Here is a 14,939-nt window from a genome sequence, read left to right as displayed (position 1 = left end):
GTCTGTCACATCGGCAAGGCAAATTGGCGGGGCATAAAGGTACAGTTGCATCACTCAAGCGCGATGCCGCGCGGGAGCAGCGCAAGGCGCAGGACAGCCAACATGTCCTCGCCGCGCTGGCTCCGAGGTACCGATTTGTCCCCGCTATTTTCCCCGCTTAGGAAATAGTTTCAGGCCAGCCGCGAGCTGGCCTGCTTTTTTTTCCGGCTGGCGAAATGCGCGACTTTGGCTACAATGTCCCTTTGAACGCCATTGAACGGGAAAAACCATGACCACGCCAGACGAATCCCTAATCGAATACCCGAGCGACTTCCCAATCAAGGTCATGGGCGCCACGCACGCGGATTTCGCGGCCACCATCGTCGACGTCGTGCTGGAGTACGATCCGACCTTCCACATCGGCCGCCTCGAAGAGCGTCCTTCGGCCAAGGGCAACTTCACCGGCCTGACCGTGACCGTGCGCGCCACCAGCCGCGCCCAGCTCGACGACCTTTACCGCGCCCTGTCCTCGCACCCGATGGTCAAGATTGTCATGTAAGCCACACACAGGCCGGCGCTGAAAGGGAAACGGCGCTGGCTTATAATGGCGGAGCTGCTACGACTCCGCCAACCACACCTCCATGCTCCCAACCAGCCCCGCGCCGGCGATCATCCGCGACCTTGGCCGCGCCGACTACGAATCCGTTTTCGCCGCCATGCGCGCATTTACCGATGCGCGCGACACCGCCACGCCGGACGAACTGTGGATCGTCGAGCATCCGCCCGTGTTCACCCTGGGCCTCGGCGCCGACCGCGGCCACCTGCTGGCAGGTCCCGGCGTACCGTCGCACGCGATACCGGTGGTGCAGACCGATCGTGGCGGCGAAGTCACCTTCCACGGGCCTGGACAGGTCGTCATTTACCTGCTGATCGACCTGCGCCGCAACAAACCGGGCGGGAAGCTGTATGCGCGCCAGTTTGTGACCAAAATCGAACAGGCGATCATCAACGTCCTGCAGGCGTATAATCTGATTGGCGAGCGCATCGCGGGCGCGCCCGGCATCTACATCGCCGGCGGTCCGCGTAAAGGCGCCAAGATCGCCGCGCTGGGCCTCAAGGTGCGCGGCAATGGCTGTACCTACCACGGCGTATCGCTGAATGTCGCGATGGACCTCTCGCCGTTTTCATGGATTAATCCCTGCGGCTACTCCGGACTGGCCACCGTGGACATGCGCACGATGGGCGTGCACGCCGCGCTGGCCGACGTCCAGCAGCAACTGGCTGCCGAACTGGTACGCCAGCTGGCCGCGCCCGACGCGCAGCCGCTTGACCCGAACAACATCAACCACGCCCTCGAAGGGCAAGAAGCCAAATGACTTCCGAAACCACTACCGGCACTGTCCCCGCTTACAACGCCAGCGAAAAGCAAAAAGGCGCCAGCAAGACCTCGCGCATCCCGATCAAGATCGTCCCGATCGAGCAGGTCGAGCGCCTGAAAAAGCCGGAATGGATCCGCGTGAAGGCGGCTACCGCATCGAGCCGCTTCTACGAAATCAAGGACATCCTGCGCGCCAACAACCTGGTGACGGTATGCGAAGAAGCCAGCTGCCCGAACATCGGCGAATGCTTCGGCAAAGGCACCGCCACCTTCATGATCATGGGCGACAAGTGCACCCGCCGCTGCCCGTTCTGCGATGTGGGCCACGGCCGTCCTGACCCGCTCGACGTCAACGAGCCGGGCAACCTGGCCAAGACCATCGCCGACCTGCGCCTGACCTACGTGGTGATCACCTCGGTCGACCGCGACGACCTGCGCGACGGCGGCGCCGGCCACTTCGTCGAATGCATCCAGAAGACCCGCGCGCTGACCCCGAGCACGAAGATCGAAGTGCTGGTGCCCGACTTCCGCGGCCGCCTGGGCAAGGCGCTCGACATCTTCAAGGACGGCCTGCCGGACGTCATGAACCACAACCTCGAAACCGTGCCGCGCCTGTACAAGGAAGCGCGCCCGGGCGCCGACTACGCGCACTCGCTGCAGCTGCTGCGCGACTTCAAGGCCATGTACCCGAACGCCGTCACCAAGTCCGGCCTGATGGTCGGCTTGGGCGAGACCGACGACGAGATCCTCGAAGTAATGCGCGACATGCGTGCGCATAACGTCGACATGCTGACCATCGGCCAGTACCTGGCGCCGTCCGGCGACCACCTGCCGGTGCGCCGCTACGTGCACCCCGACGTCTTCAAGATGTTCGAAGAGAAGGCCTACGAAATGGGCTTCGTGCATGCGGCAGTCGGCGCGATGGTGCGCAGCTCGTACCATGCGGACGTGCAAGCCCACAACGCAGGCGTCGCCGCTTAAAAAACGTAGGATCGTAGGGCGGATAAGCGATAGCGCATCCGCCGAACGCTAGCATCACTACTTGGGTGATGCAGGCGTTTCGGCGGATGCGCTCCGCTTATCCGCCCTACACGTTTATGCATTTCCAGCGCGATGCACCTTCCCACCCCAAGCCCAAAGGGCTGATATGGTTGTACTGAATCTTGTACCAACCCGTTTGACTCGACGTACAACATTCTGTACATTTATTTGGTGCGCTTGGCAGGTGGGCAAACCTCTACCTCGGCGATCCACGACGCCCAGTCTCATTTTGTTTTGCTGATGCTTTGCAAAAGCGGAAGGTAACCTCATGAATATCATGACTTTTAGCGAGGCGCGCGCCGAGTTGAAGAGTGTGATGGATAACGTTTGCAATGATCACACCCCAACCGTAATTACGCGCGTCAATGGGGAGCACGTCGTGATGCTGTCGCTGGCCGATTTCAACAGTATCCAGGAAACCCTCCACCTCCTGGGTTCAGCGAAAAATGCAAGTCGTTTACTGAAATCTGTTGCACAAATAAAAGCAGGTAAGGCCCAAGCTCGGGAACTTATACGCAATGAAGAACAAGAAGGCAGCAAACAAGCAACAGAGTAAGAACGCCGTCTTGTCGTGGTCCGATGAAGCTTGGGAAGACTACCTGTACTGGCACGAGGAAGACCCCAGCTACGTTACGAAGATCAACGATTTGATCAAGGACTGCCTGTACGACCCCTTCAGGGGTATTGGAAAGCCGGAGCCCCTCAAAGGGGACCTGACTGGCTTTTGGTCCCGACGGATCGACCGGCAACATCGACTGGTCTATTTGCCGCACGAGGGCTGCATCTACATAGCGGCCTGCCGTTTTCACTACGACGAGAAGTAGACCGTTCTGCGGCGTGGGCCATGGCCGTCCTGACTCGCTCGACGTCAACGGCGTGGGCCGCACGTTAATTGGCGAAACGCGCCTGAACGGCGCGCTTTCAGCGATGAGCGCTTCCCTGGCGGCTCTGAAAACACCCGTCACCAATCTCGTTAATAACCCTGCTTCATGCGATGCGGGTTGAACACCTTATTCCGATGTTGTTTCTTCGCGACAAGATGTAAATATTTGTCCAATTTACGACTTTATTGCGTTTTTCGGTGGAATTTCACACGCCGTTTTCTGTCAGCATCATTTTTGTTAATCCAGAAACGCAATAGTTTTGAACTGGCCCACCTAGTATTTTCACCGTGGGTTACCAATGACTTCTATCTTTCAAAGGGTTCACCATGAATACCATCGCGCAGGAATCCGTGTCCGCTGACCTCGACCTGCAGGCCATCAATACGGCGCTCAACCGGGTCCAGGCCCTGATCGAATTCGAGCTCGACGGAACGATCATTTTCGCCAACCAGAACTTCCTATCCACCCTCGGTTATACGCTCGACGAGGTCAGGGGCAAGCACCACGCCATCTTCTGCGACCCGGTGTACGCCGCATCCGCCGACTACAAGCAATTCTGGACCAAGCTTGGCAACGGCGAATTCGACCGCGGCGACTACAAGCGCGTGGCCAAGGGCGGCGCCGAAGTGTGGATCAACGCCTCCTACAATCCGATTTTCGATGCCGACGGCAGGCCCTACAAGGTCATCAAGTTCGCCACCGATGTCACCGAACAGAAGCGCAAGAACGCCGAATACGAGGGCAAGGTCAGCGCAATCGGCAAGGCCCAGGCCATCGTGGAATTCGACATGGCCGGAAAGGTGTTGTCGGCCAACGAGAATTTCCTGTCCGTGGTTGGCTACGAGCTGGAAGACATCGTCGGCGAACACCACCGGGTGTTCTGCAGCGACGACTATGCCGCCAGCCTGGAGTACCGCAAATTCTGGCAGAAGCTCAACCGCGGCGAGTTCGACACCGGCCGTTATCAGCGCAACGGCAATAATGGCAAGAGCATCTGGCTGCAGGCCACCTACAATCCGATCCTCGACCTGAACGGCAAGCCGTACAAGGTGGTCAAGTTCGCGGTCGACATTACCGAACAGGTCAGGCTGGAAGAGAGCATCGCGGCCAAGGCGGCCAGCGACGCCGCCAAGGTAGAACGCCTGCTCGAGTCGGTGGACAAGGCCGCCCAGGGCGACCTGACCTGCACGATCGCAGTGGATGGGGACGAGCCGATTGACCAGCTGGGCGAAGGCATCGAGAAGATGATTACCGACCTGCGCAGCGTGATCGGCAAGGTGGTCGTGTCGGCCAGCGGCTTCTCGGAATCCTCGACCGCGATTGCCGGACGCGCCAACGGCGTGGCTGCCGGCGCCCAATCCCTGGGCGCCACCGTCGAAGAGATGAATGCATCGATCGACGGCCTGACTTCGTCCATCAACGTCATCGCCGGTTCGAGCCGCAACGCCGACCAGCTGGCCAAGGCCACCCAGGCCGAGGCCGAGGTGGGCGCCAAGGCGGTCGCGCGCTCGATCGAAGCGATGGAGCTGATCAACCGCTCCTCCGAAGACATCGGCGAAATCGTCAAGGTGATCAGCGAGATCGCCAGCCAGACCAATATGCTGGCGTTTAACGCCGCGATCGAAGCGGCGCGCGCCGGTGAGCACGGCCTGGGTTTTTCCGTGGTGGCCGACGAGGTGCGCAAGCTGGCCGAGCGCTCCTCACAGGCGACCAAGGAAATCTCCAAGCTGATCAACGAGTCCGTCAAGCGCGTCGCGGTCGGCAGCGACATCTCGCGCCAGGCCAGCGAGGCGTTCGACAAGATCGTGTCGGGCGTGGCCAAGACCACCCAGGCCATTTCGGATATTTCGAGCGCCACCAACGAGCAGCTGGTCACAGCCAAGGAAGTCAGTGTCGCAATCCAGTACATCGCCGAAGAGTCCGAGAAGTCGGCCGGCGCGTGCGACAGTATCGCCCGTTCCACCGAAGACCTCAACACCAGCGCGGTAGACCTGAACCAGACCGTCTCGATGTTCGTGGTGTAGGCGTGGCAGCGGCAGCGGCCTTCGCGGCCGATACCTTCGCCAACCTGGTCGGGCTGGTGCGCCGCCACACGGGCATCGCCATGAACGAGCGCAAGGGCGCCCTGCTCGAAGGGCGCTTGGGACGGCGCATGCGCGAGCTGGCGATGCACCGCTACGAGGATTACCTGGAGCTGGTCGAGGCAGGGGGCGCCGAGGTGCAGGTCTTCATCGACATGGTCACCACCAACGACACGGCGTTCTTTCGTACCCCCGCGGTGTGGTCGTACATCGCCGGCGAGTTCCTGCCGGCCTGGCATGCGGCCCATCCCGGCCAGTGCCTGCGCATCTGGTCGGCGGCGGCGGCCAGCGGCGAGGAGGCCTATTCGGCGGCGATGCTGTGCGAGCAGTTCCGCTTGCGCCATCCGGGTTTTCGCTACCAGATCGTGGGCACAGATATCTCCACGGCAGTGGTGGCCAGGGCACAGGCCGGGATTTACGCGGGACGCTCGGCCGAACGCCTGCGCGCATCGTATCCGCACTTTGTGGCCCAGTACTTCCGGGCCCAGGACGAGTCGCTGTCCGTGGCGTCCGAGCTGAAGTCGGGCGTGCAGTTCAGCGTGCAGAACCTGTTCGCGCCGCCCAAAGCCGGGCTGCGCTACGACCTGGTCCTGCTGCGCAATGTAATGATCTATTTTGATGAAGAAAACCAGCGCAAGGTCCTGGCCAAGGTACAGGCCTGCATGGCGCCGGATGCGCGCCTGATCCTGGGCGAAGGGCGAGCAGGAATCGATCACCCGGCTCGACACCTCGCTGGTGTTCCATCAGGCCCATGTCTACGGCGTCGGGGGCGACTGATGGCCGCCACGCTGCTGCGAGTGGCAACCGGCGAGCTCAGGATCGGGCGCGGCCAGGAGGTGCTGAGCGCCTTGCTGGGCTCCTGCGTCGGGGTCGGCATGCTGTGGCCCGAAGGCGGATGCTGCGGCCTGGCCCACTGCCTGCTGCCCGAGTCGCCCGAGCCGGGCACGCGCATGGGGGCGCGCTACGTCAACCATGCGGTACCTTCGCTGCTGGCCATGATGGGAGTGCGCGCGCAGGACCGGCACCAGGTCCAGGTGATCCTGGCCGGCGGGGCGCGCATGCTCGGCCGGTCCGGTATCAGCAGCGCCATCGGCCAGCTAAACATCGACGCGGCGCACAAGGCGCTGGCCGCGCACGGGCTGGTACTGGCCCACATCGAGGCCGGAGGGCGGCGCGGCCGCACCCTCAGTGTCGATTGCGCGCGCCGCAGTTACGAAGTACGCCCTATATCAACGGAGTTCGACCATGCACGCACTTGAAAACAGCAACGCCACCGCCACCGGCCCAATGCCGCCCGATATCCGCATGGCGGCCGTGCGCGCACTGGATACTGCGCGCGCTTCCTCCGGCCAGGTCGAACTGTTCGGCTCCTTTTTGCTCGCCGGCGAGGAATTCGCGCTGCCGGCCAGCAGCATCCGCGAGGTGGTCAATTTTCCGGAACGCCTGATTCCGGTACCGCTGGCGCCGCACTTCCTCGATGGCGTGTTCACGCTGCGCGGGCATGTGATCCCGGTGGTGAACCTGGCGCGCATCTTCGACGCGGGCGCCGGAGCGGCCAGCAGCAGCGACAAGATCGCCATCGTCGAACATGAGGACATCCAGGTCGGTATCGTGTTCCACAGCACGGGTGAAGTGCTGCGGGTGCGGCCCGAGCAGCGCAGCATGCTGCAGTACGCCGAAGGCGGCGCCGGCGGCGTCGTGGCCGGCACCATCTTGCTCGACGACGGTGCGCGCCTGCTGCAGGTGCTCGACGCCCATGCGCTGGTGCATATCGAGAATGTGCCGCATGTGCAGGCCCTGCTCGCTTTCAACCGCGGTAACGTCAAAAGCCAGTTCCAGCTGCAGGCGGCACGCCGCCAGTGCCTCAGCTTTCTCGTGGGCGGCACTACCTTCGCCTTCGAGATAAGCGCGATCCGCGAAATCATCGCGGTGCCCGAACTGAAGCCGTCGGTGATGGCGGGTCCCCTGTGCCTGGGCCGCATGAACTTTCGAGGCCATGCGGTCGCGGTGATCGATTTCGCGGCGCTGCTGCGTCTCGGCAGTTCCGTGCCCACACCCGGCAGCGCGCAGCGCATCCTGGTGGCCATGCTGGGCGACTCGCTGATCGGCATGCTGGTCGATTCGATCGACAGCATCTTCCACTTCAGCGACAACGACGTCATGCCGGTGCCGCTGCTCAGCAAAGCCCGGGCCGGAATGTTCACCGGCTGCATGGCGCGCGACGAGGGCGGCGTCCTGTTCCTCGATCACCAGGGAATTTTTTCCGCGTCCGAGTTGGTCGAAATCAGCGAAGGCCACACCAATCTGTACCAGGCCGAGGCGCAGGGCGATGAAAGCGGGCGCGCGCTGACGCTGGCCAAGTCGCGCCGCGAGGTCTACATCGTATTCGGACTCGATACGCAGTGGGCGGTAGCGATCGGCGAGCTGCGCGAAATCATCAGTTACGGCGCACCAATGGTCAAGCCGCCGGGGCTGCCGCCCTTCGTAACCGGCGTGCTTAACTTGCGCCAGCAGGTCGTTTCGGTGATCGACCTGCGCTGCCTGTTCGGCCTGCCGCCCCCGCCCGACCTGTCCAGCGCCAAGATCATGATCATCGAGCGCGGCGAGGAACGTTACGGCCTGCTGGTCGACCAGGTCGATACCATTCTCACGGTGATGGCAAGCCAGCGCCGCGCCACGCCCCAGGCCATGGCGGGCAATGACGGGAAACGGTTCCCGGTGGCCGAAGTGATCGAAGTGACGGGACCGGATGGCAAGGAGGGCGCGATCGCTATCTTCGCCCCTGCCGCCTTCATCGGCCTGCTCGACGCGCGCCTGTACGACCGGCCGGACTGACCCTTCCCGGATCTAGGCTATAGTGGCACGCATGCCAACATTGCCGCCGAGTCGACTATGAAATCCGCACCCCCGCCTCCCGCTTCCACCGACACCCCGGACGAAGGCGACGACGATGCGCTGGTGCGCGAACTCGGGCTCGAACAACGCGGCGCCCAGCTGGTCAAGATGGAAGGCCGCGTGTTCGTGCGCTTTACCGGCGTGGTCGATACCGCCGGCCTGGTCGTGCCCTACGCGCTGGTGCCTGCCCAGGGCGTGCTCGCCAAACCAAGCAAATGGCGCAAGATGGACCGCGCCGCGCGCCACGCCCTGATCTCCGAACGCGTCAGCGACGCCGCGCAAAAGGCCCTGCACGCCAGCGCCCTCGACTTCGTCGAGGAGATCATCGAGGAAGCCGACAACGTCGGCATCGATCCGATGACCTTCCTGAATGTGCTGCACGAGCTGCAGACCTCGGAGCCGGCCGAGTACGTGTTCGAGCGTATCCGACAGCGACTGGTGCATGCCGTCGAGCGCGAGCAGGAGGAACGCCACGCCGCGCGCACCAAGGAAAGCATCAACCTGGCCGAATATCCGGAGTCGTTCGAAGTGGCCAGCCGCATGCGCCGCAAATTCATCGCCCTACTCGGACCGACCAATTCGGGCAAGACCCACAAGGCGATGGAAGCGCTGGCCAAGGCGAAGAGCGGCGTCTACCTCGCTCCCCTGCGCCTGCTCGCGCTGGAGAACTACGAACGGCTGCAGGAGGCGAAAGGCCCTGGCGGCGAAGAGATCAAGGTCAGCCTGGTGACCGGCGAAGAACGCCGCGTGGTCGAAGGCGCCACCCACGTCGCCAGCACCGTCGAAATGCTGGACGCGCGCAATCCCGTGGAGGTTGCCGTCATCGACGAGATCCAGATGCTGGCCGACCGCGACCGCGGCGCCGCATGGACCGCCGCGGTATGCGGCGCGCCGGCTCATACGGTGTATCTGGTGGGTGCGCCGGAAGCGCAGCGCGCCATCAAGGCGCTGGCCGACCGGCTCGAATGCCCGCTCGAGGTCCACGTCCTGAAACGCAAGGCGCCGCTGTCGATGGAACCGAGCGCGGTGCGCAAGCTGCGCAACCTGCAGCGCGGCGACGCCGTCATCGCGTTCTCGCGCCGCGAGGTGCTGATGTGGCGCGACATGATCACCGACATGGGCCTGTCCGTTGCGACGGTGTACGGCAACCTGTCGCCGGAAGTGCGGCGCGCGCAGGCCGAGCGCTTCCGCGACGGCAGCGCCGACATTGTCGTGGGTACCGACGCGCTGGCGATGGGGCTGAACCTCCCGATCTCGCGTATCGTCATGACCACCACGGTGAAGTACAACGGCTACGAGGAAGAAGAAATCCCCGCCGCGCTGGCGCGCCAGATCGCCGGCCGCGCGGGCCGCTACGGCGTGCATGAAGAAGGTTTCGTGGCCGGCTATGACGACGAGACACATGAAGTCATGCGCTCTCTGCTGAAGGAGAAAGTGCCGCCCGTGAGCACCAGCGGATTCTCGGTGGCGCCGTCGATCGAGCACCTGCACCGCATCGCTTCGGTGACCGGCGAGACCTCGCTGGTCAAGCTGCTCAAGCGCTTCGTGCACAACATCGACGTGCCGGACGGCTTCTTCTACCCGCGCATCACCGAGGAGCAGTCCGAGCGCGCCGTGTGGCTCGACACGCTGTCGCTGTCGCTGGCCGAAAAATTCATGCTGTCGCTGGTGCCGATTTCGACCAAGGTGCCCACCTTGCAAAGCGCGTGGGAGCACTGGTCGTATTCGCTGGCGAAGAAGAAGATCTGCAAGCTGCAGCCGCATCCGAACGACCTGATGTTCCAGAACCTGCAGGAGGTCGAGGACACCTGCCGCATGTATTCGGCCTACGCCTGGATCAGCTACCGTGTGCCGGAATACTTCCCGAGCATCGAGCTGGCGCAGGAACTGGCGCGTACCGCGTCAGAGCGCGTGGATTCGATCCTGCATGCGCAGAACGCAGCGGCGCGTAAGAAAGGCGGCGGGAGTGGCGGTTTCGGCAGCGAGAAGAAGCGCCGCCGTTAGGATTGCGCCGTGTGCTTGATCCGAAGGATTTCGACGGCGCTGCTCGTGACACGATAGATGACGACGTAATGTGGATGGATCACCATCTCGCGGGTATCCGGCAATTGGCCGCGGCGGTACAGCAGTGGGTGTGCCAGAAGTGCTGAAGTTTTTTGCTTGATAATTTTATTCAACGCCCAGGCCGCGGCCGGACTATCGTGGGCCACACGCGCGATTATCGTGTCCCGATCGCAATCGGCACGACGACTCCATATGAGTTTCACGGCTACCCCGCCGCGATCCGCTTCCTTAACTCAGCTTGCTTCTTTGCAAAACGTTCTTCAACTTCCTCGGCCGGAATGGGGGGGCTGGGTCGTCAATTGCTAGCTGGACCTCTTTTCGTATCCAGTCGTCGTATTCGGGGTCCGCGCCAATGTCGTCACTTTGGTCCACTTGCAGATCGATGCTATCGACACCAAGCTCGCCGACAAATGTGAGGCAGTCGTCGACTGACTGCCAAGTTGTTTGCCCGGAATCGTTCGGCGTCACACAAAGCTCGCTCTCACCGATGACGAGGCGGATGGTCCACCCGGTGTCTTCGCAGAGAATGACCGCGCCCGCGTCCTTGTTCTCGGCAACCAGCGCCCTCGCCTTGGACCTGCCAATTTTTTCACGTTCCATGTTCCAGCCTCCGCCCCGGAGAGGGATTGATGATGAACCGATTTACTCGGGCCTGCAAACGCGGATCAGTTCAGGGACGTACAATGTCCTCACCTTTTCTCATCCCCGCCACCGACCATGACCGTACCCAAGTTCGACCTTAAATCCATCAACGAGTTCGGCGCCCAGTGCCTGCCCGGCTACCTCGGCATCGAAATCACCGGCGTCGACAATGGCGAAGTGGCGGCCCGCATCGAGATCAAGCCGCATCACTTGGCGCCGAACGAATACCTGCACGCGGGAACGGTGGTCACGCTGGCCGATACCGCGGCCGGCTACGCCTGCATGGCCAACCTGCCCGAAGGCGCCAACAGCTTCACGACCATCGAGCTGAAATCGAACCACCTGGGCACCGCGCGCGAAGGCGCGATCGCGGCCGTGGCCAAGCCGATTCACCTCGGCCGCACGACGCAGGTGTGGGATGTGGTGGTGACGAACGAAACCAACGGCAAGACGATTGCCTTGTTCCGGTGCACCCAGATGATTTTGTATCCGAAGTAAGAAGCCGCCAGCGCCTTAGCCGGCAATTTCCTTCTGCAGCAGCGCGTGCAGCTCGGTGAACTTCGGTTCGCCGACGTAGCGCTTGATGATCTTGCCGTCCTTGCTGATCACGAAGGTGGTCGGCGTCAGCGACACGTCGCCGAACGACTTGGCGATATCGCCACCCGAATCCAGCGCCACCGTGAACGGCAGCTTGCGTGTTTCAGTGAAGTTGATGACGTAGTTGGGCGGATCGTATTTCATCGCCACCGCCACGAATTCCAGTCCCTGGCCTTTGAACTTGTTGTAGGTCTCGACCATCTGCGGCATTTCCTTGACGCAGGTGACGCAGGAAGTTGCCCAGAAATTGACCATCACGACCTTGCCGCGCAGGCTTTGCGTGCTGATCTTTTCACCCTTCAGGTTGATGAAGGTGACGTCAGGCGCAGGCGTACTCTTGTTAAAGACGACGTAGCCGGCGGCCGCAAGCAATACAAGCAGCGCGCCGATGGCGGCCGGTTTGGTCCATGCGGGACGCTTCGGGCTGGTGGTGCTCATAGGATTGGAATTTTTTAGCGGAAACAGGGCTAATTATAGCCCTGCCCCGCAAAAGTATTTTCTTACGAGCCGGTCGCTTCGGTAGCCGCCGGCAGCGCCTTCAGGTCGATGTCGTTCAGGTATTCGAACACGCGTACGACTTTCTGCACGCCGGATACGCCGCGCGCCACGTCGGTGGCGACCTGGGCTTCGCGCGGGGTCACGCGGCCCATCAGGTAGACATTGCCGCGTTCGGTGACAACCTTGAACGAAGCCGCCGAGACGGTCTGCATGTCGACCAGGCTGGCCTTGACCTTGGTGGTGATCAGCGCGTCGTTGGAGCGCGAGGTGTACTTCGACGGCGGCGCCGCCTCGAGTTCATTGACGACCAGGGTTACGCCATCGATTGCACGGATATCGCGCTCTACGGCAGCCTTCATGGCGGCATCGCGCACTTCGCCGGTCAGCAGCACGCGGCGGTTGAAGCTGGTGACGTTGACGTGGCCGTCGGCGCCGGTGATGTTGTTGGCCTTCATTTCGCCCTTCACGGCAATGGCCTTGTCTTCCGTCTGGGCGCCCAGGGTGCGGCGGTCGTTGGCGGACACGGCGGTCATGACGGCGCCGCCGGCAACCAGGCCGACGCATCCCGACAGGCTACCCAGCAATGCGACGCATGCGAGGGCTTTCGCCAGTGGGTGCAGGGAAAGTCCTTGCTTATTCATTAACATCTCCTCCGAACAGCGCGACGTCGATGCCGTCGCAAATACAATGGATGGTCACCAGATGGACTTCCTGGATGCGGGCGGTACGGGTATGCGGGACGTTGATATGCACGTCGGCGTCGGTCAGCATCTTGGCGAGCATGCCTCCGTCCTTGCCGGTCAGCGCCACGACGCGCATTTCGCGTTCGAGCGCCGCTTCGACGGCGGCGACAACGTTGGCGGAATTGCCAGAAGTCGAGATGGCCAGCAGCACGTCGCCGGCCTGGCCGAAGGCCTGCACCTGCTTGGAGAAGATCTCCTTGTAGCTGTAGTCGTTGCCGACCGCGGTCAGGATCGAGGTGTCGGTGGTCAGCGCCAGCGCAGGCAGCGGGAAACGCTCGCGCTCGAAGCGGCCAACCAGCTCGGCTGCGAAGTGCTGGCAGTCGGCGGCCGAACCGCCATTACCGCAAGCAAGAATCTTGTTGCCGTTCGACAGGGCCGAGAACATCAGTTCGATCGCCTGGGAAATGGGCTGGGCAAGGACGTTTGCCGATTGAAGCTTCAGGTCGGCGCTTTCCTGGAAGTGGGCAAGGATGCGTTGAGTATTCATAGTTCGCGATTATAGTGCAGCAGGAAAGCAAGCCGGGCAACTGCTGTTAAAATGCTTACACCTCGACAGCATTTTTCAGCCATTCGAGGGAATCGCCGTCGATTGCCACGACGTCGATGCGGCAGGCCGGCATTTGCGGGAAACGGGTGAGGTAGAGCTGGGCGGCGTGAATGATACGCCGGATCTTGGCGGGGGTGATGCTTTCGGCGGCGGAAACAGCCGCGCCGCTGTCGCGCCGGCGCACTTCGACAAACACCAGCATGCCGCGCTCGCGCATGATGAGGTCGATTTCGCCGGCCTTGCAGCTGAAATTGGCCTCGACCAAAGCCAGCCCGTGCCGCTGCAGGTAGGCAAGCGCGTCTTGCTCGCCCTGCTGGCCCCGGCGCTGCGTGAAGCTGAGCCGGGCTGGCCACATGGTTATTGTCCGGCGGCGGGCATCCGGGCGGCGCCGCCCTGGTAGACGGCGACCGGCATGGTGCGCGAAAACTGCGCGCTGCCGTTGCCGTAGTTGCCTTTCAGCTTGCCGGTCACGCCGTCCAGCTCGAAGTTATTGCGGCCCTTGGCGATCTCGCGCGCCACGCAGAAGGCATCGATGCCCAGCGCGTACACGCGCTCCATGTCGAGCGTGAGGGGCGAACCGTCGAAGCGCCGATAGGCCGCCACCGCGGCATCGTCACGCTGCATGACCCATGGCAGGTCGAGCATGCGCACGCCATCGAGTTCGGGCTGGGTGTCGCCCGCCACCGGGCGCGGATTGACCGACGAGGAGCCGTAGAACGGCACGCCGTTGCCCAGCACGCCGCGCACCTGGCGCGCCTGCACCGCGTCCAGCGCCGCGAAGATCAGCGTCGGGCGCTCGTCCTGTACCTTGCTGTTCAACTGTCCGATGGCCATCTCGATTTGATAGCCGTTGCCGGTCGGGAGTTCCACCTCTTCCGAGTTATGGCCAAGCTTGATCCATTCGTCGGCAAAGGCATTGGCGATGCGGTGCTGCCATGCGGCCGGACCGGTGACGATAATGGCGCTGGCGCCCGGCTGCTCGCGGCTGATCCAGGCCGCGGCCTGGCGCGCCTCGTCCTCGATCGACAGGCCGATCACGATCATGTTGGGCGGGACCAGGGTGCCTGCGTCGGGATGGTTCAGCGCGATGGTCGGCTTGCGCAGGGCCGGACTCGACGCCACCGCGCTTACGTCCGAGCGCGCCAGTGGGCCGACCACGATGTCGTTGTTTTCGGCCGCACGCGCGTAGGCTTCAAGCGCTTGCTGTGGACCGTCGCCGCTGTCGATCACGTCGACCACGTAGCCCGCGCCTTCATGTGCATGGGCCGCCATGAAGCCGGCCCGCAGGATGTCGGCAGGCTTGCCCAGCGCCGCCGAACGCAGCGGCAGCATCAGGCCGATGCGTACCGTCTTGCCCGTCGGCGCAGCCGCTTCCGGCTGCGGCTGGTCGGGCGAATCGACCGGCATGGTCTGCACTTCGGCCTCAGGTATGGCAGGTTCGGCCGGCGCGGTGCTGCGCTGCTGGTATTGCGGCTCAGCCAGCGGCCTTGTATTTGCTTCGAATGGCGCGCACAATCGCCCCGACACGTCGCATGGCGTGCTGCAGCCGGCCAGCAAGGCAACGGTGACTGCGGCAAGTACGCCCTTCAG

At 62.9% G+C, this 14,939-nt stretch carries 17 protein-coding genes and 1 pseudogene; 11 read left to right on the top strand and 7 right to left on the bottom strand.

What is annotated here, in order from left to right; genetic code table 11:
- The first annotated feature begins 268 nt into the window (after positions 1 to 268).
- From D3872_RS10625 to D3872_RS10580, 10 genes and pseudogenes are all read left to right on the top strand, one after another.
- A complete protein-coding gene (locus tag D3872_RS10625) occupies positions 269 to 538 on the top strand; it encodes a DUF493 family protein (RefSeq protein WP_119810743.1) in 270 nt (89 codons plus the stop codon).
- Positions 539 to 620: 82 nt separating this feature from the next.
- Complete coding sequence (gene lipB / locus D3872_RS10620; protein ID WP_119810742.1) at positions 621 to 1,355, top strand: lipoyl(octanoyl) transferase LipB; 735 nt, start codon at positions 621 to 623, stop codon at positions 1,353 to 1,355.
- Positions 1,352 to 2,338 (top strand): lipoyl synthase, encoded by a 987-nt coding sequence (gene lipA / locus D3872_RS10615; RefSeq protein WP_119810741.1) that lies wholly within the window; start codon positions 1,352 to 1,354, stop codon positions 2,336 to 2,338. Before lipB ends, lipA begins: the two co-directional genes overlap by 4 nt.
- Positions 2,339 to 2,666: 328 nt before the next feature.
- Positions 2,667 to 2,954, top strand: a complete 288-nt coding sequence (locus D3872_RS10610; protein ID WP_119810740.1) for a type II toxin-antitoxin system Phd/YefM family antitoxin — start codon at positions 2,667 to 2,669, stop codon at positions 2,952 to 2,954.
- Entirely contained in the window at positions 2,917 to 3,222 is a 306-nt protein-coding gene (locus D3872_RS10605; RefSeq protein ID WP_119810739.1) for a Txe/YoeB family addiction module toxin, read from the top strand. Before D3872_RS10610 ends, D3872_RS10605 begins: the two co-directional genes overlap by 38 nt.
- A pseudogene (locus D3872_RS27625) lies at positions 3,212 to 3,310 on the top strand (lipoyl synthase); the annotation flags it as partial. The gene D3872_RS10605 and the pseudogene D3872_RS27625, both read left to right, overlap by 11 nt.
- Before the next feature lie 298 nt (positions 3,311 to 3,608).
- Positions 3,609 to 5,306 carry a methyl-accepting chemotaxis protein gene (locus tag D3872_RS10600; protein ID WP_119810738.1) on the top strand — a complete coding sequence of 566 codons (1,698 nt, stop codon included), beginning with the start codon at positions 3,609 to 3,611 and terminating at the stop codon, positions 5,304 to 5,306.
- Between the two features lie 2 nt (positions 5,307 to 5,308).
- The gene (locus tag D3872_RS26430) at positions 5,309 to 6,622 is read left to right on the top strand and encodes a CheR family methyltransferase (protein ID WP_229459264.1); all 1,314 of its coding nucleotides are present in this window, start codon (positions 5,309 to 5,311) and stop codon (positions 6,620 to 6,622) included.
- Entirely contained in the window at positions 6,609 to 8,198 is a 1,590-nt protein-coding gene (locus D3872_RS10585) for a chemotaxis protein CheW (RefSeq protein WP_229459263.1), read from the top strand. Before D3872_RS26430 ends, D3872_RS10585 begins: the two co-directional genes overlap by 14 nt.
- Positions 8,199 to 8,255: 57 nt before the next feature.
- Positions 8,256 to 10,262 carry a helicase-related protein gene (locus D3872_RS10580; protein WP_119810736.1) on the top strand — a complete coding sequence of 669 codons (2,007 nt, stop codon included), beginning with the start codon at positions 8,256 to 8,258 and terminating at the stop codon, positions 10,260 to 10,262.
- Here the strand turns inward: D3872_RS10580 and D3872_RS10575 are convergent.
- The gene (locus tag D3872_RS10575) at positions 10,259 to 10,525 is read right to left on the bottom strand and encodes a type II toxin-antitoxin system RelE/ParE family toxin (RefSeq protein ID WP_119810735.1); all 267 of its coding nucleotides are present in this window, start codon (positions 10,523 to 10,525) and stop codon (positions 10,259 to 10,261) included. The two genes, D3872_RS10580 and D3872_RS10575, sit on opposite strands and share 4 nt — an antisense overlap.
- A gap of 25 nt (positions 10,526 to 10,550) precedes the next feature.
- On the bottom strand, positions 10,551 to 10,922 hold the full coding sequence (locus D3872_RS10570) for a hypothetical protein (protein ID WP_119810734.1): 372 nt from the start codon (positions 10,920 to 10,922) through the stop codon (positions 10,551 to 10,553).
- A 117-nt stretch (positions 10,923 to 11,039) separates the two neighbouring features.
- Here D3872_RS10570 and D3872_RS10565 point away from each other — a divergent pair, with 117 nt between their 5' ends.
- Complete coding sequence (locus D3872_RS10565) at positions 11,040 to 11,462, top strand: PaaI family thioesterase (RefSeq protein WP_119810733.1); 423 nt, start codon at positions 11,040 to 11,042, stop codon at positions 11,460 to 11,462.
- Positions 11,463 to 11,477: 15 nt separating this feature from the next.
- On the opposite strand, the gene D3872_RS10560 is transcribed toward D3872_RS10565, so the two are convergent.
- From D3872_RS10560 to D3872_RS10540, 5 genes are all read right to left on the bottom strand, one after another.
- Positions 11,478 to 11,999, bottom strand: a complete 522-nt coding sequence (locus D3872_RS10560) for a TlpA disulfide reductase family protein (RefSeq protein WP_119810732.1) — start codon at positions 11,997 to 11,999, stop codon at positions 11,478 to 11,480.
- Between the two features lie 62 nt (positions 12,000 to 12,061).
- Positions 12,062 to 12,700, bottom strand: a complete 639-nt coding sequence (locus tag D3872_RS10555) for a BON domain-containing protein (RefSeq protein ID WP_119810731.1) — start codon at positions 12,698 to 12,700, stop codon at positions 12,062 to 12,064.
- Complete coding sequence (locus D3872_RS10550; RefSeq protein ID WP_119810730.1) at positions 12,693 to 13,289, bottom strand: phosphoheptose isomerase; 597 nt, start codon at positions 13,287 to 13,289, stop codon at positions 12,693 to 12,695. Before D3872_RS10550 ends, D3872_RS10555 begins: the two co-directional genes overlap by 8 nt.
- A gap of 55 nt (positions 13,290 to 13,344) precedes the next feature.
- Positions 13,345 to 13,704, bottom strand: coding sequence for a YraN family protein (locus D3872_RS10545; protein WP_119810729.1), 360 nt, complete (start codon positions 13,702 to 13,704; stop codon positions 13,345 to 13,347).
- 2 nt (positions 13,705 to 13,706) lie between these two features.
- Positions 13,707 to 14,939: penicillin-binding protein activator (locus D3872_RS10540; RefSeq protein ID WP_119810728.1), on the bottom strand; the 1,233-nt coding region annotated here is incomplete at its 5' end.

The organism is Massilia cavernae, assembly GCF_003590855.1.
GTDB classification, from domain to species: domain Bacteria; phylum Pseudomonadota; class Gammaproteobacteria; order Burkholderiales; family Burkholderiaceae_D; genus Telluria_A; species Telluria_A cavernae.
Note: the sequence above shows the minus strand (reverse complement) of the source record. Positions and strands in the feature narration are given on the sequence as shown.

Bases quoted from the DNA above. Each gene is read 5' to 3' on its own strand.
- D3872_RS10550 (WP_119810730.1), bottom strand. From the start codon at position 13,289: ATGAATACTCAACGCATCCTTGCCCACTTCCAGGAAAGCGCCGACCTG.
- D3872_RS10565 (WP_119810733.1), top strand. From the start codon at position 11,040: ATGACCGTACCCAAGTTCGACCTTAAATCCATCAACGAGTTCGGCGCC.
- D3872_RS10545 (WP_119810729.1), bottom strand. From the start codon at position 13,704: ATGTGGCCAGCCCGGCTCAGCTTCACGCAGCGCCGGGGCCAGCAGGGC.
- lipA (WP_119810741.1), top strand. From the start codon at position 1,352: ATGACTTCCGAAACCACTACCGGCACTGTCCCCGCTTACAACGCCAGC.
- D3872_RS10600 (WP_119810738.1), top strand. From the start codon at position 3,609: ATGAATACCATCGCGCAGGAATCCGTGTCCGCTGACCTCGACCTGCAG.
- D3872_RS10585 (WP_229459263.1), top strand. From the start codon at position 6,609: ATGCACGCACTTGAAAACAGCAACGCCACCGCCACCGGCCCAATGCCG.
- D3872_RS10610 (WP_119810740.1), top strand. From the start codon at position 2,667: ATGAATATCATGACTTTTAGCGAGGCGCGCGCCGAGTTGAAGAGTGTG.
- lipB (WP_119810742.1), top strand. From the start codon at position 621: ATGCTCCCAACCAGCCCCGCGCCGGCGATCATCCGCGACCTTGGCCGC.
- D3872_RS10605 (WP_119810739.1), top strand. From the start codon at position 2,917: ATGAAGAACAAGAAGGCAGCAAACAAGCAACAGAGTAAGAACGCCGTC.
- D3872_RS10560 (WP_119810732.1), bottom strand. From the start codon at position 11,999: ATGAGCACCACCAGCCCGAAGCGTCCCGCATGGACCAAACCGGCCGCC.
- D3872_RS10625 (WP_119810743.1), top strand. From the start codon at position 269: ATGACCACGCCAGACGAATCCCTAATCGAATACCCGAGCGACTTCCCA.
- D3872_RS10570 (WP_119810734.1), bottom strand. From the start codon at position 10,922: ATGGAACGTGAAAAAATTGGCAGGTCCAAGGCGAGGGCGCTGGTTGCC.
- D3872_RS10580 (WP_119810736.1), top strand. From the start codon at position 8,256: ATGAAATCCGCACCCCCGCCTCCCGCTTCCACCGACACCCCGGACGAA.
- D3872_RS10555 (WP_119810731.1), bottom strand. From the start codon at position 12,700: ATGAATAAGCAAGGACTTTCCCTGCACCCACTGGCGAAAGCCCTCGCA.